This is a genomic window from Dolichospermum planctonicum, assembly GCF_005402965.1.
In the GTDB taxonomy this organism is placed as follows: domain Bacteria; phylum Cyanobacteriota; class Cyanobacteriia; order Cyanobacteriales; family Nostocaceae; genus Dolichospermum; species Dolichospermum planctonicum.
In genome coordinates this window covers 32,010-50,639 of sequence record NZ_BJCF01000011.1, presented here as the reverse complement: position 1 = coordinate 50,639, position 18,630 = coordinate 32,010, and the positions used below count along the sequence as shown (strand labels likewise).

Sequence of the window (18,630 nt, the reverse complement as noted above, 5' to 3'; positions counted from 1 at the left end):
AAACAATGGTAAATATAGGCTATCATTCTGCAAAATTTCAAGCAAAAATTCATCGTTTTTTATATAATAAAGCCATTAATAATATTGTCAATTTTCCACTGACTCCAGAGAAAAAAGCCAATATAGATGTCTATGCTTTTTCTTGTGAACGGGATTTCGCTATTCAAGTAGCAAATATTAGGTCATTTATTCGTTATGTTGGTATTCCTAACAAATTTATTGTCATTTCTGATGGTAGCTATTCGTCATCTTCTCGTAATATTTTACGCCGAATAAATTCCTGTGTTGATGTTATTGAATGGAAAGATTTAGTAATAGGTGATATACCTAAACCTATTTCAAATTACGTAGTAAATTATCCTCATCGTGCGATTATGGCATTTTGGAGAAGATTGGCTGTATTAACTTCAATTTCTATTGATAAACCTACAATTTACACTGATGCTGATATTCTCTTTTTTCCCGGTGCTGAGGAACTTGTAAATTTATGTGATTCAGATGATAGTTATTCTTGGTATTTACCTGATTGTTTACCGTCATTAGATGAACGGATAATATTACATAATCATGAAAAATTAAATCCAGTAAATGCAGGGTTTTTTATACTAAAACAGCAAATAAATTGGGTAAGTTCTTTAGAGCGTGTTACTGAATTTGTAGATGTACCTGTTTATTTTACAGAACAAACTGTAGTGCATTTAGCTATGCACAATAATCAGGCAAAGCCTCTGGATAAAACCAAGTTTATTTTAAGTGTTGATGACCAATTTCAGTATTTAGAAAAGTTCGATAAAAGGAAAATTGCTTTGAGACACTATGTTAATGATGTCAGACATAAGTTTTGGTTGAATTTAGATATTTCTGGCTGAATTTGACTATAAAATTAAGTTCCCGTTAACTGTTATAGCTAATAACCAATAAGATCAAGAAGTTGAATATGAATCATGCAATAGTTTCTCAACAGAAAATATATCAATGTTCTGCTGCTAATATTAAAGGTGGTGGTGGATTAGAAACTTATATAGCTTCTTTGGTAAATTCGGAAATCTTAGGAGTGAGTAATCACCATATTAATTCTTTCCAAAATTTAGACCAAGGACAATGTAAATTACTCCACCTTCATGATCCAGAATTTTTAGCAGAATTGCGGGGAGAATGCCCGGCGATATTTACACTTCATAATCATTGTAGTTACTGTCCTAGTGGCACAAAATATTTAGCAAATCGTCAACAGAAATGCGATCGCAATATGCACCCCCTTGGCTGTACTTGGGGACATTTAGTAGATGGTTGTGGTAGTCGTAGACCGGAAAAAATATGGCAAAATTGGCGGAGTAGTTACGATTTTCTCAGCAATGCTAAAAAAATCAATATTCCTATAATTGCTAATAGTAATTATGTGCGGGAGCAAATTATTAATAATGGTTTATCACCTCATCGGGTAATTACACTTCACTGTGGTGTAAAACAACCTAAATATCCCACGACATCTTTAACTCAAGAAATTCATCAAAATCAGCGAATTTTGTTTGTTGGTCGCATTGTTCCCGATAAAGGAATTGAATGGTTACTCAAAGCTTTAGCAAAGACTAACCCCAATATTCATCTTGATATTGCTGGTGAAGGTTGGATTAAATCTAAGATGGAACAATTAGCTAAAAAAATAGGTTTGAATAGGCGTATTACCTGGCATGGTTGGTGTAATAAAGACAAATTAAAAACACTTTATCAACAGTGTTTAGCTGTAGTTTTTCCCAGTCTTTGGCCTGAACCCGCTGGTCTAGTAACTCTAGAAGCCTATGCCCATTATCGTCCCATAATTGCCAGTTCAATTGGTGGTATTCCCGAATATGTACAAAATAGTAAAACAGGTATTTTAATTACACCTAATCATATTCAAAATCTCGCAGATGCCATCAACGAATTAGCAACAAACTATCACAAAAGCCGATTAATGGGTGAAGAAGGTCAACAATGGTTTCAGCAAGAATTTTCTCTTGATCTTCACATTCACAAATTAGAAAAAATCTACTCACAAACTATTACTGAATTTAAACATCCCTAACTTCTTTAAGAAGTTGGGGATATCAATTAAAAATCAAGGAATTGCAATCATGTTTATTAATTCTCAACTCACACAACCCCTAGTTAGCGTTATTATCCCTACCTATAATCGCCCAGAATACTTGAAACAAGCAATTAATAGTGCAGTTCAACAAACTTATGAAAATATTGAAATTATAGTTTGTGATAATTGTAGTTCAGAAAATCCTGCATCTTTAATAGAATCATTTAACGATTCACGCATTAAATTTCACCGACACCCAGAAAATATTGGGATGTTAGCTAATCAACTTCATGCTTTTAAAATGGCACAAGGTAAATATATTGCCAGTCTCCATGATGATGATATGTGGAATGAAGATTTTTTAGTCAAACTTGTACCCCCTTTAGAAGCAAATCCTGATTTAATTCTCGCTTTTTGCGACCAATATATTATTGACGCTCAAGGACAAATTAATTATTCTGGAACTGAGGAAAATTCACGGGGATTTAAGCGAGATAAAATCACCCCAGGAATTCATCAAAATTTCTACAAAATTGGCCTAATTGATAAAAGTATATCTACCGCTGCGGCTGCTGTAATTCGTAATAGTTTAATTAATTGGGAGATGATTCCACCAGAAGTTGGAGGAATGTGGGATCTATATTTAACATATCTTTGTTGTATATCTGGCCATGGAGTCTACTATCAACCAGAAAGATTAACACGATATCGCGCCCATGAACAAACTGATACTATGCTCAGTGGAAAACGTAACGTTCAAGCAAAAATTCGTAAAGGTAAAAGTGAAATCTTCTGTTATCAAGTCTTTATGGAGGATGAACGTTTAAAGGAATTTAATTCCCACTTTAGAAAAAAATGGTTAGCAGCTAATACAACTCTAGGAATTGGCTTATTACGAGATCAAAAAATCCTAGATGCTCGCCGTTATTTTTGGCAGACTTTAAGTGAACAAAAATTTAATTTGCGAACTTTAGCTGCCCTGATTATCAGTTTTATTCCCCCCAATTTAACAAATAAAATCTTGAATGTTTAAGAGAGGTAATAAGTGAAACTTTGTATTGTTACCCACAAAATCAAAAAAGGTGATGGTCAAGGACGAGTTAATTATGAAGTAGCTCAAGAAGCAATTCGTCGGGGTTATCAATTAACATTATTAGCCAGTGAAGTTGCCCCTGAATTATTAGAAAATCGTGCAGTTAATTGGATTTATATCCCAGTGGAAGGTTATCCTAGCGAATTTATCCGCAATTTCATTTTTGCGAAAAAAAGTGCAGCTTGGTTGGATAAAAATCGAGGTAATTTGGATTTAATTAAAGTCAATGGTGCAATTACTATGAGTGCAGCAGATGTAAATGCTGTGCATTTTGTTCATAGTTCATGGTGGCGATCGCCTGTGCATATTTCTCGCAGTCGTAAAGATTTTTACGGTTTATATCAATGGTTATTTACCGCCGCTAATTCCTATTGGGAAAAACAAGCTTTTTCTCAGGCTAAAAGTATTATTGCTGTTTCCGAAAAAGTAGCGGAAGAATTGGTTAGCATTGGTGTACCTCGCCAAAAAATTCGGGTAATTGTCAATGGTGTAGACTTACAAGAATTTACTCCTGGTGTTACTTCTCGTAGCCTATTAGGTTTACCGGAAAATGTTAATTTGGCATTATTTGCCGGAGATATTCGCACACCGAGAAAAAATTTAGATACGGTATTAAAAGCTTTAAAAAAAGTTGCTGATTTACATTTAGCTGTAGTTGGCAATACAAAAGGAAGTCCGTTTTTAGAATTGGCAAATAATTTAGGTATCAGTGAACGAGTACATTTTTTGGGATATCGTCGAGATATTGCCCAAATTATGCAAGCAGCAGATTTTTTTGTATTTCCTTCCCGTTACGAAGCTTGCACCCTTGTACTACTAGAAGCATTGGCTTCTGGCTTACCTGTGATTACAGCCACCGCTACAGGGGGTGCAGAATTAGTCACAGCAGAAGCAGGAATTGTCTTGCCAGAAACCGATCACATTGATAGTTTAGCAGCTAGTTTATCTATATTAGCCAGCGATCGCCCACTCCGTCAACAAATGGCACAAGCTGCCCGCGTCCTAGCGGAAAAACATAGTTGGACAAATATGGCACAAAACTATCTCAATATATTTGCGGAATTAACCAACCATGAGAAACACAGTTCTCATCCCCACCTATCGCCGTCCTCAAGACCTGTACCGCTGTCTGAAAGCCCTAGAACAGCAAACTAAACCAGTTGATCAGGCCATCGTCGTCATCAGGGATACAGACACAGAAACTCAGCAGTTTCTCGCCCAACAGCACCACCATCTACCCCTAGAAACCGTTACCGTCAGTCAGCCGGGAGTAGTGGCCGCCCTTAACACTGGACTAGTCAAAGTCAACGGTGACATTCTTTCCATCACCGACGATGACGCGGCCCCCCATTCCGACTGGTTGGTTAAAATTAATACCCATTTCTTGGCTGATCCTCACATTGGCGGAGTTGGTGGCCGTGATTGGATTTATCAAGGGGGAAAACTAGAAGACAAGTACCAACCAGTTGTTGGTAAATTGCAATGGTTTGGGCGCGTTATAGGCAATCATCATTTAGGAATTGGCGCACCCCGTGAAGTTGATATTCTTAAAGGTGTGAATATGAGCTTCCGCACCCAAGCTATTGGAAAATTACGCTTTGACGAAAGAATGAAAGGCACTGGCGCACAAGTGCATTTTGAAATGTCCTTTACTCTGACCTTAAAACGAGCAGGTTGGAAAATGATTTATGATCCCAGTATTGCTGTAGATCACTATCCAGCCCAACGTTTTGATGAAGATCAACGGCACAACTTCAACGACATTGCATTAATTAACCTAGTCCATAATGAAACCCTAGTTTTATTAGAACATCTTTCTCCTTTGCGTCGGATTGTATTTTTATTTTGGTCAGTTTTAGTAGGTACAAGGGAAAGTTTAGGAATATGTCAATGGCTGCGACTTTTTCCCAAACAAGGACAACTTGCTACCAAAAAATTGCAAGCATCCTTAAAAGGAAGATGGTTAGGATATCAACATTATAGAATTGAATTGGCAAAATTTAACCTTGATAAACACCATTTTGGCTATTAATTAAAAACTGCCAACATCCAAATTTTTATTCATACAAAATCGAGATCAAAGTGATTTCCAAACCGATACTTTTTAATAGTTTTTTACGACAAAACTTCTATCCTCAAGAACGAACAGCACAGGCTTGGATAGTCATTCTTGGCTTCCTATTTTTAATCACAGCTAATTATTTTATTAGTGCTGGCCTATTGCGTCTAATTTTTCCGGTAACAGCTTTCTTAGTGGCTGTATTTTTGTATTTGCGCCATTCCCTACTTTACATTGGCTTCACTTGGTGGATCTGGTTTCTTTCACCTTTGCTGACTCGTTTAGTTGACTATCGTGTTGGCTGGGACCCTACCCGTCAAATGCTCATAGCACCTTATTTAGTAGTATTTGTCACCATAGCCACGTTTTTAAAATATCTTCCTAGCGCAGTTCGTAAAGGAGGTTTACCTTTTATTTTGGGTTTTATTGGAGTATTCTATGCTTTTTTGATCGGTCTAGTTTACAATCAACCAATTCCAGTAATCCGGGGTTTTCTAGACTGGATGAGTCCCATTCTTTTCGCTTTTCACTTATTTATCAACTGGCGAGATTATCCCAGCTATAAACAAAATATTCAGCGTGTATTTCTCTGGTGTGTTTTGCTGATAGGAACTTACGGTATATATCAATTTGTCGTAGCACCGGAGTGGGATCGCTTTTGGCTAATAGAATCAAAACTTTTTACTAGTTCTGGAAATCCTGTCCCTTTTGGGATGCGTGTCTGGAGTACACTGCATTCAGTAGGTCCATTTGGTGCCGTTATGCAAGCAGGTTTGTTATTATTATTCACCAGTTCAGGTCCGTTAATTTTTCCCGCTTCAGCCGTGGGCTATTTATCGTTTTTGCTATCACAAGCTAGGACTAATTGGGGCGGTTGGTTACTGGGGATAATTATGATTATGGGTTCTGTAAAAGCTAAAATTCAAATGCGATTAATTACAATCATTTTAGTAATGTCCATGTGTGTTCTCCCCTTGCTAACTATAGAACCAATTGCTAAAGTTGTAAATTCTCGATTAGAAACTTTTGCTAATTTGCAACAAGATGGCAGTTTAAAAGATAGATCAGGCAGTTATGAGAGGAATCTTGGTTTAGCGTTAACTAATAGTTTCGGTAATGGTTTAGGAAATATCTGGAAAGTCAACGAAAAAACCGGACAAATAGAAGTAGTTGTCATTGATAGTGGCATTTTAGATATGTTTTTTACCCTGGGGTGGTTGGGGGCTATTCCTTATATGGGCGGATTAATCTTAATGATTATTACTGTTAGCCAATATACGGAAGCGCGGTTTGATAGTTTTGTTAGTGCCGCTCGGGCTATTGCTATTAGTTCTTGTTCACAACTAATTATTGGTAGTGGAATGTTGAGTGTTTCCGGGATGATTTTGTGGGGATTTTTTGCCATCTGTATGGCCGCACATAAGTATTATCAAAATCCTCAAAATTCTCCAGACATGGGACTCAAAACTTAAATAAAAGACAAGATTATCTAACTGGAAAAAATCTTGTGAATCATTCGCGTTTATCTGTGGTTAAAAAATCCACCCAGGATTTTTGCCAGAAATATTAACGATCAGCCGCTCAGGTGTAAATTATGAAAGTTATGATTATCATGCCATTAGCCGAACAGCGAGGCGGTGGTGAAATGATGTTTTTGGATTTAATGCAACAAGGACGTAATGCCAATGTAGACTGGTTGGCAATATTTTTAGAAGACGGACCAATGGTAGAGCAGGTAAGAAACCTGGGTATTGATACGCGAGTTGTGATTAGTGGCCGTTTGCGTCAAATTCACCGATTTATGACTACTATTTTGCGCATAGCAGCGATCGCTCGTCAAGAAAGTGTAGATGCGATCGTTAGCTGGATGTGGATTACCCATATTTCCGGTGGTTTAGCGGCAATGTTAGCCGGTTTACCAGCTATTTGGTATCAATTAGAAGTTCCTGATGCTCGAACTTGGTTAGTACGGTTAGCAACTTTCATCCCAGCCCAAGCAATTGTTACACTCTCAAAAGATGGTCAAAAAGCACAAGCACGGATTTGGCCTCACAGACCAACTCCCCTAGTCTATCCTGGAGTAGCCCTAGAGCGATTTGATCCTGCTATTTTGCCTTCTCCCGCAGAAGCCAGAAAAAAACTGGGTTTACCCTTAAATGTCCCTTTAATCGGCATTGTCGGACGCTTGCAACGCTGGAAAGGAATGCACGTACTAGTAGCAGCAATGCCCAAAGTATTAGCGAAATATCCTGATGCCCATTGTGTCGTAGTTGGTGGTAAACATGATCTGGAACCGGATTATCAGGAATTTTTAAATCAACAAATCACTGATCTAAAATTAGGTGATAGAGTAATTATGGCTGGGTTACAGCGCAATGTGCCAGAATGGGTGCAAGCAATGGATGTATTTGTCCATGCTTCTGATCAAGAACCCTTTGGAATTGTGATTATTGAAGCAATGGCATTAGGTAAACCCGTCATTGCTGGTAACGCTGGTGGTCCAACGGAAATTATCACTGACGGGGTAAATGGACTGTTAACAGCTTACGACGATGCAGAAGCCCTAACAGAAGCCATTCTTCGCTATCTTGACGACCAGGAATTTGCCCAATCTGCGGGAATAGCAGCAAGACAACGCGCTCTTCAATTCTCTACACAGCGTTATGCCCAAAACTTTATTAAAACTATAGGCTCTATAATGCCTAATGTTGTCACAGAAACTACAAAAAGACTCCCCCTGTAAGGGAGAAATATTTCCTTTGTGAACAATAAGATCCCCGACTTCTTAAAGAGGTCGGGGATCTGAGTCTTGATCAGAAGATTAGCTCAAAACCCTGATTCCGAAAGACTATGGTTTTCCACGCTATTTTATTTTTTAAAATTCTTGCAAAAACTCCTAAAAGATATGAAAGATATAAAAGATATAATTATTTTCCCTGATTTTCCTTCTCCTTTGCTATTTATTTACCAGTTACTAATTCTCTGATTTCCATAACTTCAATTACATTGGATTTTCTCATTAATTCCCGATATACAGCTAGTGTTTCTTCATTGACTCGCGCTGCATGAAATCTTTGTAGATTTTGTTGAGCGCGGAATTTCCACTTATTTAAGCGTTGGCGATCGCTCAGTAATTGTGTCAAAGTATTAGTTAAGGTGTCAATATCTTTAGGTGGGATTAAAATCCCAGCCTGACCATGATCTAAAGTTTCAGGAATCCCATCTACATTACTAGCTATAATTGCACAACCAGCTTCCCGTGCCTCCGTCAAAACTAAACCAAAAGATTCACAATGGGAAGCCAAAACAAAAATATCTGTGGCTAACATATAACGTTGTGGTTCTGGTTGGAATCCTTCAAAATGAATGCGATTATTTAAAGTTGTATTTTTCACCATAGCCTCAAACACAGGACGATCAGGTCCATCTCCTACTAAATATAAATGTGCTTCGGGAAAATCTGTGGCAATGATTTTAAATGCCTCAATTAATTCAGAAATACCTTTACGGTTATACATCCCAGCGACAGTAGTTATAGATGGATATTCCATTGCTACTGGTTGATAATCTTGAAGTTTTTTATGCCGAGGACTTCCTAAAGTACCGTTGCTAACCACTCGCAATTTTTCAGATGGAATACCGCGTCGAATCATTGAATTAGCCACTGCATTACTAACTGCAATTACCTGATCTGCTAATCCCATAAGTACAGCACTATGTTGAAATTCATTATGAACCGTAGACACTAAATGATATTCTCGATTTTTTCTAAAAATTCCCGCTAAGATAACTCCTGTCATCATGTGAACATGAACAATATCTGGTTGAAAATCATTAATTATTCGGCGATAATTCCAAGTAGCTTGAATCAGATTTAATGGTTTCCGAGACTGATTTAAGTGAAAATGTTTAACACCATAATCTGCTAATAATGTTTCATATTCTCCCCCAGCAGAAGCTACAGCAACATCCAAACCACTTTGTGCTTGTAAACAAGCTAAGTCTACGGCTACATTGACAATACCATTGCCGATTTTTTGCAGATGACTAGTAATATGTAAAATCCGCATTTAACTCTTCTCCAATGTAATGATTTACGGTTAATTTAATATGCACAGAAGTAACTGTTAGTAGAGTGCATCAGATATTAAATCCTAAGATAAATACTAGGATTCAGATTTAAAAAATATTTCTTCCGAATTTAAAAATCTCTTGATAAATCCATAGGGTAACATCCCAATTTGGGAAGGATAAGCAGCAATAGCCCTTTGTTTTTTCTCTTTTACTGATGTAATTGAAAAGCGATAAGCTGCGGCAATATCTTGTAATTTTAAGAGAATAAATAATGGCGATCGCCAGAATATCCAAATAGGATATTGGAAGATTTCTGTTGTCATTCCAGCTTGGTTAATTGCCTCTTTTACTAAGCTATAAGTAGCTTCATGATCTCGATGACAATCTTTACGATGAGGTAGATAAACTTCTCCTGGTTGGTAAACCTTTAGTAATTCAGAAATTTGACTAATTATCTGTTGTTTTACCTCTAAATTGAGCGTTGATAAACTGCCATCTTGGTAGTTAAAAAAATGAATTTCAGAAATATTTACTCCCAAAATACTTAACGCTGTCAAAGATTCTTGTTGACGAATATGGATAAGATTTTGAATATCTAGATTTACACCGTGAGAACCTCTACCATCAGTTAAAAAAGCTATAGCTACTGGTATTCCCTGTTCCTTTTTCCGTGCAATCATACCTCCACAACCAAAGGTTTCATCATCTTGATGAGGAGCAAAAACCATTGCTGATTTTTCGGAAAATTTTAAAGGCTGACTTCCCCAATTTAAAATCCACCATGAAACTAAACTGCAATGAATATATTGCATCTGATTTAGCAGTTTATTAGGGATAATTTTTTCTAAAGAGGTTAATACTTTATTTCTGTTCATAATTCTCAGTTTAATTCAAAACAACATTCAATTTGTTCACAAATACTTATGATAACCATTGATTATTATCATCAATAAGTTTGTACTAATAACTATTATTATGTATTATGATAATTAACTTCTAGGAGACTTATTTATTTTTTTGATTAAATTATCATGAAAATATAAAGTTAATAAAAAGATACCAATAAGTTTTTGCACAATATTTGCCATGGATTTTATTTTCATGAATAATATCATTTCCGCCCAATCACTTACGATATAGTTCATGATTGTATTGCCTTTTCCCAATTACCAATTACCCATTACCAGCCTCAACAGATATGATAACTGTTCAACCGGACATGATATAATCAATTTATCAAAAGTTAAAACACTAACATAAATTCAGATTCCCGAATTCTTAGAGAAGTCGGGGATATTGTCACTTATTCAAGAAAATAAACGCTATATATCATAAGTTCAATTGGTAAACAAGCACCTTTCCTTGCCAATTTTCCTCCACAAACACAAGATATTGACCATTAGCACGACGAAAAGCGCGGATACCGTAGGGAATATCAACCCAGCCACTTTTATTACCAACTTCTGGACCTGGACTCATCTTTTGTACAAGTTCCCCAGTTGCAGCTTTATAAACATATACTTCTGCGGTTTTGACCGTTACTGCAAAGACATAATCACCAGCTATACTCATAGCTGCGGTCGAGACTTTTCGCTGACCAGTAGTATCATAAGGAACTACAGTTCGCCATTTTGGGGTAGGATTTCCCCGACTCCAATTATCAAAGCGCACAATTTCCGATCCTACTACTCCAGTGTCGTCACCAAATGCAGGATGTTCAATAGTAAAACCTGATAAATACATAGTATCTGTTTCGGGAAAATACTCAATTCTTCGCAAATCATTAAAGATACTAGGAGTCTTAATTTTTTGCATCGAACTATAGGTATAAATCGGGTTTCCCTTAGTATCTATTCCCTGTAAAGGATAACGACGAATACCATCTTGAGTTCGCAAAGTTTTCCAAACATCACCTTTACTATCTACCCACCAACCTCCCATATAAGGATAGTCTTCGCTACTATCATACTCATTTTTTTCAAATGCACCATTGCCATTAATATCACGCCAAATCCACTCTCCTTTTTCTGGTTGATAGGGTGGCCAATTTCCAGTAATAGATTTACCTCCATTATTAGTACCAACAAACATTCCCGCAGGAATAGCAATTTTCCCATCTGTATTGGGTTGAAAACGATAAATTTGTAAAAAACTGCCGAACATATTTGTCAGGAATAAAAAAGGTTTTCCTTGAATACGACGCACAAAAGTACCATCTGGTGATGTATGTAAACGGGGATCTTGAGAATATTTAAAAGGATTAACGGTGTAAGCTTTATAAGTCCATTGTTGACCAGATGGCTTACTATAATCCATGACATATTGTTCTTGTTTAGTAAATAGATTAACACCATCTGTTTGTGGATCAGTATCTGCATTATCTACAAATATTAATCCTAGTAATTGCCATTGTATTTGTCCTGATGGAGAGAATTTTCTTAAATCTGTTCCTGATTTATTAAAACCATTATTATTTATATAAAAATTGCCTTTACTATCTGTACCAACTCCCGTAATTCCATATAGTTTTGATGTTTTTACCTCTCCTGGTACACCACTAAAAATACCTTTTTTATCGCCAAAACTATCTACACGAACTGGTTCATTATTGATATTATAAATCAGTAATTGTTGATTAATGCCATTTTCTGCTATTAACAATCTACCACGATTATCAATCGCTAATGCTGATGGTTTATCAATATCTATAATTTCTTGGGGTAATTTCTTGCCTGTTTGCGAATAATTAACAATTTTTCCAGATGTCCCACTGTTTTGATTTTCAATAATCCATAAACTGCCCTTTTTATCAACTGCGATATCTCCTGGATTAGTTACAGTAAATCTATTTAATTCTTCCATGGTTTCAGTATTATAAACCAGAACCGTATTCTCACCAGCATTGCTAACAAATAGTTTATTATCTACCGTCGCTAGTCCAGTTACTTGATTGCTTTTGCTGGTAATTAACATACTTTTATCCCAGCCATTTCCTTTTGCAAAAGGTGCAGGTTTTCCTTTGAAATCATAACGTCTCACACAGTACCAAATTTGATCTTTGGGAGGATAATCTTCTTTGGTTTGATCCATTCCCCCTTGAGACATAGCAATATAAATATATTTGTTATCTACTGTTATCGCTTTACCTCCTAAACGATTCCAACCATGTGTATCTTCGAGATTTAAAATTGGTTTACCATCTTTATAAATTCCTGCTTCGCTACCAGCTTCATCCCAATAGCTATTGGTATAAATAGTCCCATCATCTTTGACATACATTCCCTCAATATTATTTTGTACTCGCAATTTACCATTACCAATGGTATTTCCTAACCAGGAAGTTGTATAAGTGATTTCCGAAATTTTAGATGTTTTATTTTTTAACTGAATTTTAGTATTGGCCGTATTTCCTAAATCCATTATCATTCCTATGAACGTCACTATTAGTCCACAGGTTAGACCAAGAAAAATGTTAAATATAATTTTTTTTCGCCAATATCTACTCTGAAATAAACTATTAATATATTCGTTAATTTTGTGGTGAATTTTACTAAGCTGAAATAATTTATTGTTCATAGCAATTTTTTGATTATCAGTTAATCAACCATTAAAAATGTTTCAAAACCCAGAGTAATCTGCTTGAAAAACTTCTAATTTACATTTCTTACTCATAAACTAACAAATAAATATGAATCTGTATATTATTTTATCGAAACTTCATCAAATCAATAAAATATACTTTAAAAATAACTACATTATACTCAATACAGGAATACTCTTACTCTCTTGGGTAAGTCCTGGAATACTCTAAATATATTTTTTTGATATATTTTGCTTATAGAAATAAAATATTTTTCAGATTTAAGCTGATTTTAATTTCCAGCTTTGTATGAGAAGATAATACTGAAAAAATGATCTTGGTAATGGAACGTAAAGATACAAAATCCCATACACAATCTGCGGCGATTTTGACCTTGGGTACGGGTTGGTTTCCTAAAACACCCGGAGGATTGGAACGATATATTTATGAATTAACTCATAAATTAGCAGCACAGAAAGATGAAATAGAATTGTGTGGAGTTGGTTTACCAGCAGATGCAAAAAATACACAAATTAAGTTAACTAATTTAGCTAATCCAGATAGTAAAATTAGTTCTAGACTATTCTCAATTCGTCATAACTTTAAAAAAACAAGATTAGGTAAACCTGACGCAATTAATCTCCATTTTGCATTATACAGTTTTCCAATTTTAGACATCTTACCCAAGGGAATACCTGTTACCTTTAACTTTCATGGTCCTTGGGCTTCCGAAAGTCAAGAAGAAGTAACTAATAAAAAATTTAGTATTTGGCTAAAACAAAAATTAATAGAACAAAGCACTTATAATCGGTGCGATCGCTTTATTGTTCTTAGTAAAGCTTTTGGTCAGATATTACATCAAAAATATCAAATTCCCTGGCAAAAAATTCACATCATTCCTGGTGGAGTTGATATTGACCACTTTCAGAATAATCTATCACGTCAAGAAGCAAGAATAAAACTAGGTTGGCCAAGCAACAGACCAATATTATTTACTTCCCGTCGCTTAGTTCATAGAATGGGTATTGATAAATTATTAGCAGCAATTGCTATGATTAAAATACAAGTCCCTGACATTTGGTTAGCAATAGCTGGCCGTGGTCATATTCAGGCTTTACTTCAACAAAAAACTCAAGCATTAGGTTTAGAAAATCATGTAAAATTCTTGGGTTTTTTACCTGATGAACATTTACCTCTAGCTTATCAATCCGCTGATTTAACTATAATGCCTAGTCAATCTTTTGAGGGGTTTGGATTAGCTATTCTTGAATCTTTAGCTTGTGGTACTCCGGTTTTATGTACCCCCGTGGGCGGAATGCCAGAAATTTTACAAGGCTTTTCTCCAGGTTTAATTACTGAATCAATCACCGTAGAAAGTATCGCTGATAAGTTAACACAAATTATGTTAGCTAAACTTCCTCTACCTTCTAGGGAGGAATGTCGTAATTACACAATTAAACATTATAATTGGACGAATATCGCTCAAGAAGTTCGTCAAGTTCTCTTAGCTTAAATTGATTATAGAAATTCCATGAAAATTGTATGAAAATTCTATTTTTAGACCAAAGTGGTAAACCAGGTGGTGCTGAATTGTGTTTAGCAGATATTGCTAAACCTTATGGTAAAAATGCTCTGGTTGGTTTATTTGCAGATGGTGATTTTAGAAAGTTACTCGAAAAATATCAAATTCCTGTGGAGGTTTTAACAACTCAACCAATTAATGTTAATAAAGAAAGTGGTTTATTGCCAGCATTAAGCAGTTTAGGACAAATCATACCTTTAATTAATCAGGTCTGTCAACGGGCAAAGAACTATGATTTAATCTATGCTAATACCCAAAAGGCTTTAATTGTCGGAGCAATATCTAGTTTATTAGCTCGTCGTCCTCTGGTTTATCATTTACATGATATTCTTTCTTTAGAACATTTTAGCCAAACTAATCTCCGGGTTGCTGTTAATTTAATCAATGCTTGTGCATCTTTGGTAATTGCTAATTCTCAAGCTAGTAAAATGGCATTTTTAAAAGCTGGAGGAAAATCAAATTTAGTTCACGTTGTTTATAATGGTTTTGAGATAAAAAATTATGATGTTGATGAGTTAGAAGTTATCAATCTCAGGAAAAATCTCCAATTAGAAGATAAGTTTGTGATTGGACATTTTAGCCGTCTTTCTCCTTGGAAGGGACAACATATTTTAATTGATGCTCTTTCCCTATGTCCAGAAAATGTGATAGTAATTTTAGTTGGTGATGCTTTATTTGGTGAACAGGAATATGTGCAGAATCTCCACCACCAAGTAACTGCATTGGGGTTAGAAAATCGAGTTAAATTTTTGGGATTTCGCTCGGATATTCCCCAATTAATGACTATGTGTGATTTAATTACTCATAGTTCTACCGCACCTGAACCTTTTGGAAGGGTTATTATTGAAGCTATGCTGTGCGGTAAACCTGTCATTGCTGCTGAAGCTGGAGGTGTAATAGAATTAGTAGAAAATGGTATTAATGGTTTTTTAGTCACACCCGGAAAACCTGAAGAATTGGCGCGAGTAATTAATAACTGTCTTCAAGATTCTGCAAAAACCGCGATGATTGCTAATCATGCTAAAATTACTGCTAGTCAACTTTTTGATGTTAATATTATTAATCAGCAAATTCAAGAATTATTAAAATCAATTTAGTATAACTCAGATCCCGAACTGCTTGGAGAAGTCGGGAATCTGGATTTTGAGAAAAAATGTATACTATGGGTATGGGTGGAATTTTTCCGCTTCTATAAATTAATAAGTGGTCAAGTAAATTGTCGTGGCTAAAGTTGTATTAGAAAACGTTTATAAAAGCTTTCCCTCCCGCAGTGGGAAATCTGCAAAGGGACACACAGACGGTTCTGATGATGTCAGTGTTTTAAGACGTATTAATTTAACCATTGCTGATGGTGAATTTATGGTGTTGGTGGGTCCGTCTGGTTGCGGTAAAAGCACTTTGTTGAGGTTAATCGCTGGTTTGGAGGTGATGACTGGTGGTAACATTTCTGTGGGCGATCGCTTAATTAATGATTTACCCCCGAAAGCTAGAGACATCGCTATGGTGTTTCAAAGTTACGCTCTCTACCCCCACATGACTGTATATGATAACATCGCTTTTGGTTTACGTCGTCAGTTTGGTGATCAGGAAGCAGGGAAAACAAAATTTACTCAATGGAGTGAAAATCTATTGGTAGCTTTGACGAAAAAGTTACCGAAAAAATTACGCTATATTTCCCCAAAGGAAAGAATTGTCGCGGAACAAGTAGAAAAAGTTGCAGTTTTATTACAAATTGAATCTCTGTTAAATCGTTTACCTAAACAACTGTCTGGAGGACAAAGACAACGGGTAGCATTAGGTAGAGCGATCGCTCGCAATCCTCAAGTATTCTTAATGGATGAACCATTATCTAATTTGGATGCTAAACTTAGGGCTGAAACTCGTAGTCAAATTGTCAAGTTACAACATCAACTGGGAACAACGACAATTTATGTCACCCATGATCAAACTGAAGCGATGACTATGGGCGATCGCATTGCGATTATGTCAGAAGGTAAGATCCAACAAGTCGCACCTCCCTTAGAACTTTATAACCGTCCTGCGAATCGCTTTGTGGCTGAATTTATTGGTTCTCCACCCATGAATTTTATCCCAGTGGAATTTCACGCACCTTTAGTAATTAGTCATACTAACTTCCGTTTTACTCTCCCAGATACTTGGGGAAGTGCTTTACAACCCTATGATGGTAAAACTTTAATATTGGGTATTCGTCCAGAACATTTAACTTTGAGTGTACCTGCTACGAAAAATTTACCAGTAAAAGTTGATTTAGTAGAAAATCTGGGAAATGATACTTTTTTATCTGTAAAAATTTCTGACCCTGATGTACACCATCCAGATGGACAGTCTTTACAGGTAAGAGTTCCACCAGATAGAGTTATCAATGTAGATGAACAACTTTGGCTATCGTTTGTACCTGATAAGCTACATTTTTTTGATACAGAAACACAGTTAGCAATATTTCCCAAATAGAGAGCGATAATACAGCCTATTTTAATTTTAGGTTTATCAAGTACACCCCTCCCCAATCTTTGCTCAGGGGTGGAGTATTTTTGTAACTCAGGAATTTGCAATCTATTGTATATGGTATAAGATTACACTATTAAGTGCGGAATATCCATTATTGTTCATTATAAATATTGTTTCTTGTTTGATTTGATCATTTTATGTATAATACTGATATATTTATCATAAACGGGTGATTATCAGGATTATCGGGCATTTACCATGAAATTTGATTTAACAAGATTTTATCAAGCTTGTAACCCTAACAAAACTCTTGATCAAAGTAAAGCTGAAGATAGACAATATTACATTGATTTTTCCGAGGTACGGGGTGCAGAAATTATTAGGGAATTTAAAAGAACTATTACTTTACTTTCTCCAGAAATTCCCACTTGTCAATTATTTACAGGACATATTGGTTGTGGTAAATCTACTGAATTACTGCGGTTAAAAGCAGAATTGGAAAACTCAGAATTTCATGTAGTTTATTTTGAGTCTAGCCAAAGTTTAGATCTAGCCGATATTGATATTACAGATATTTTACTAGCGATCGCTCGTGAAGTTAGTCAAAGTTTAGAAGCAGCAGAAATTAAACTCAAACCAGGATACTTTCAAAATCTATTTACAGAAATAGCGGAACTTTTACAAACCCCCTTAGATATTGGTTTTGAAGCGGAATTATCCGTAGGTATTGGCAAAATTACCGCTAAAACAAAGGATAGTCCTAAATTGCGGAGTCAACTGCGACAATATTTAGAACCTCGTACCAATGGAATCTTAGAATCAATTAATCAAGAATTGCTTATCCCCGCAACAGAAAAACTCAAAAAACGCGGTAAAACAGGTTTAGTTGTGATCATTGATAATCTAGATAGGATAGATAATGCTGTTAAACCAAATGGTCAATATCAACCAGAATACCTATTTGTAGACAGGGGTGAACAATTAAATAAATTAAAGTGTCATGTTGTTTATACAATTCCCCTAGTTCTCATATTTTCTAACGCTTTAGGTAGGTTAACAAATCGCTTTGGAGTAGATCCTAAAGTTTTACCAATGGTAGCAGTCAAACAGAGAAATGGTGCAGATTATCCCGCAGGAATCACGCTATTACAAGAAATGATTATGAAAAGAGCCTTTCCCGGAGTTAGTGCAGAAGAAAGTCAAAATTTAATTACAAAAATATTTGATAGTTCGGAAACCTTAGAACGACTTTGTCAAGTTAGCGGTGGTCATTTGCGTAACTTGTTAATGTTATTATTTCGTTGTTTACAAATGGAAGACACACCAATTTCTCGAAAATGTCTGGAAACAGTGATCAAAAAACGTTGTAATGAGTTAAATTTAGCAATTACACCTGACGAATGGGATTTATTACAGGAAGTACGAAAGACAAAAAACTATCGAGGAGATGAAAAATATGATATCCTACTTCGCAGTATGTTTGTATTTGAATATCGAGACGAAAATGGATCTTGGTTTGATATTAACCCAATTTTAATAGAAACCTAAGGTGTGTTAGCGACTAGTAACGCACCATGTTAATTTAAGAGGATGTTTTAAAAGAAACCTAGGGTGTGTTAGCGACTAGTAACGCACCATGTTAATTTAAGAAACGTAGAAACGTAGGGTGTGTTAGCGACTAGTAACGCACCATTTTGATTTTTTC

14 protein-coding genes are annotated in these 18,630 nt (G+C 35.7%); 11 read left to right on the top strand and 3 right to left on the bottom strand.

Annotated elements, in window-relative coordinates; all coding sequences use genetic code 11:
• Window positions 1–5 precede the first annotated feature (5 nt).
• From FFO06_RS07100 to FFO06_RS07070, 7 genes are all read left to right on the top strand, one after another.
• Complete coding sequence (locus FFO06_RS07100; protein ID WP_137907412.1) at window positions 6–869, top strand: hypothetical protein; 864 nt, start codon at window positions 6–8, stop codon at window positions 867–869.
• Between the two features lie 68 nt (window positions 870–937).
• Complete coding sequence (locus tag FFO06_RS07095; protein ID WP_137907411.1) at window positions 938–2,065, top strand: glycosyltransferase family 4 protein; 1,128 nt, start codon at window positions 938–940, stop codon at window positions 2,063–2,065.
• A 49-nt stretch (window positions 2,066–2,114) separates the two neighbouring features.
• Window positions 2,115–3,101: a glycosyltransferase family 2 protein gene (locus FFO06_RS07090; RefSeq protein WP_137907410.1), complete on the top strand. Its 987-nt coding sequence runs from the start codon at window positions 2,115–2,117 to the stop codon at window positions 3,099–3,101.
• 12 nt (window positions 3,102–3,113) lie between these two features.
• Window positions 3,114–4,316: a glycosyltransferase family 4 protein gene (locus FFO06_RS07085; protein ID WP_137907409.1), complete on the top strand. Its 1,203-nt coding sequence runs from the start codon at window positions 3,114–3,116 to the stop codon at window positions 4,314–4,316.
• Complete coding sequence (locus tag FFO06_RS07080; protein WP_137907408.1) at window positions 4,234–5,193, top strand: glycosyltransferase family 2 protein; 960 nt, start codon at window positions 4,234–4,236, stop codon at window positions 5,191–5,193. The genes FFO06_RS07085 and FFO06_RS07080 overlap by 83 nt, the downstream gene beginning before the upstream one ends.
• Before the next feature lie 50 nt (window positions 5,194–5,243).
• Window positions 5,244–6,692 (top strand): O-antigen ligase domain-containing protein, encoded by a 1,449-nt coding sequence (locus FFO06_RS07075; protein WP_137907407.1) that lies wholly within the window; start codon window positions 5,244–5,246, stop codon window positions 6,690–6,692.
• Between the two features lie 122 nt (window positions 6,693–6,814).
• A complete protein-coding gene (locus FFO06_RS07070) occupies window positions 6,815–7,963 on the top strand; it encodes a glycosyltransferase family 4 protein (protein WP_137907406.1) in 1,149 nt (382 codons plus the stop codon).
• A 217-nt stretch (window positions 7,964–8,180) separates the two neighbouring features.
• On the opposite strand, the gene FFO06_RS07065 is transcribed toward FFO06_RS07070, so the two are convergent.
• The 3 genes from FFO06_RS07065 to FFO06_RS07055 all read right to left on the bottom strand — a co-directional run bounded on the left by FFO06_RS07065 (window position 8,181) and on the right by FFO06_RS07055 (window position 12,870).
• On the bottom strand, window positions 8,181–9,290 hold the full coding sequence (locus tag FFO06_RS07065) for a glycosyltransferase family 4 protein (protein WP_137907405.1): 1,110 nt from the start codon (window positions 9,288–9,290) through the stop codon (window positions 8,181–8,183).
• A gap of 96 nt (window positions 9,291–9,386) precedes the next feature.
• Window positions 9,387–10,169, bottom strand: coding sequence for a PIG-L deacetylase family protein (locus FFO06_RS07060; RefSeq protein ID WP_137907404.1), 783 nt, complete (start codon window positions 10,167–10,169; stop codon window positions 9,387–9,389).
• A 454-nt stretch (window positions 10,170–10,623) separates the two neighbouring features.
• Window positions 10,624–12,870 carry an NHL repeat-containing protein gene (locus FFO06_RS07055; RefSeq protein ID WP_137907403.1) on the bottom strand — a complete coding sequence of 749 codons (2,247 nt, stop codon included), beginning with the start codon at window positions 12,868–12,870 and terminating at the stop codon, window positions 10,624–10,626.
• Between the two features lie 347 nt (window positions 12,871–13,217).
• On the opposite strand from FFO06_RS07055, the gene FFO06_RS07050 reads away from it, so the two are divergent.
• From FFO06_RS07050 to FFO06_RS07035, 4 genes are all read left to right on the top strand, one after another.
• Window positions 13,218–14,387, top strand: a complete 1,170-nt coding sequence (locus FFO06_RS07050) for a glycosyltransferase family 4 protein (protein ID WP_137907402.1) — start codon at window positions 13,218–13,220, stop codon at window positions 14,385–14,387.
• Window positions 14,388–14,416: 29 nt separating this feature from the next.
• Complete coding sequence (locus FFO06_RS07045; RefSeq protein ID WP_137907401.1) at window positions 14,417–15,553, top strand: glycosyltransferase family 4 protein; 1,137 nt, start codon at window positions 14,417–14,419, stop codon at window positions 15,551–15,553.
• Window positions 15,554–15,677: 124 nt separating this feature from the next.
• Window positions 15,678–16,928: an ABC transporter ATP-binding protein gene (locus FFO06_RS07040; protein WP_137907400.1), complete on the top strand. Its 1,251-nt coding sequence runs from the start codon at window positions 15,678–15,680 to the stop codon at window positions 16,926–16,928.
• A 255-nt stretch (window positions 16,929–17,183) separates the two neighbouring features.
• Window positions 17,184–18,473 (top strand): P-loop NTPase fold protein, encoded by a 1,290-nt coding sequence (locus FFO06_RS07035; RefSeq protein ID WP_137907399.1) that lies wholly within the window; start codon window positions 17,184–17,186, stop codon window positions 18,471–18,473.
• Window positions 18,474–18,630: the final 157 nt, after the last annotated feature.

What these genes read in the sequence shown, in the direction of transcription:
- FFO06_RS07095 (WP_137907411.1), top strand. Translation starts at nt 938, where the DNA reads ATGAATCATGCAATAGTTTCTCAACAGAAAATATATCAATGTTCTGCT.
- FFO06_RS07065 (WP_137907405.1), bottom strand. Translation starts at nt 9,290, where the DNA reads ATGCGGATTTTACATATTACTAGTCATCTGCAAAAAATCGGCAATGGT.
- FFO06_RS07035 (WP_137907399.1), top strand. Translation starts at nt 17,184, where the DNA reads ATGAAATTTGATTTAACAAGATTTTATCAAGCTTGTAACCCTAACAAA.
- FFO06_RS07070 (WP_137907406.1), top strand. Translation starts at nt 6,815, where the DNA reads ATGAAAGTTATGATTATCATGCCATTAGCCGAACAGCGAGGCGGTGGT.
- FFO06_RS07050 (WP_137907402.1), top strand. Translation starts at nt 13,218, where the DNA reads ATGGAACGTAAAGATACAAAATCCCATACACAATCTGCGGCGATTTTG.
- FFO06_RS07080 (WP_137907408.1), top strand. Translation starts at nt 4,234, where the DNA reads ATGAGAAACACAGTTCTCATCCCCACCTATCGCCGTCCTCAAGACCTG.
- FFO06_RS07060 (WP_137907404.1), bottom strand. Translation starts at nt 10,169, where the DNA reads ATGAACAGAAATAAAGTATTAACCTCTTTAGAAAAAATTATCCCTAAT.
- FFO06_RS07045 (WP_137907401.1), top strand. Translation starts at nt 14,417, where the DNA reads ATGAAAATTCTATTTTTAGACCAAAGTGGTAAACCAGGTGGTGCTGAA.
- FFO06_RS07100 (WP_137907412.1), top strand. Translation starts at nt 6, where the DNA reads ATGGTAAATATAGGCTATCATTCTGCAAAATTTCAAGCAAAAATTCAT.
- FFO06_RS07090 (WP_137907410.1), top strand. Translation starts at nt 2,115, where the DNA reads ATGTTTATTAATTCTCAACTCACACAACCCCTAGTTAGCGTTATTATC.
- FFO06_RS07055 (WP_137907403.1), bottom strand. Translation starts at nt 12,870, where the DNA reads ATGAACAATAAATTATTTCAGCTTAGTAAAATTCACCACAAAATTAAC.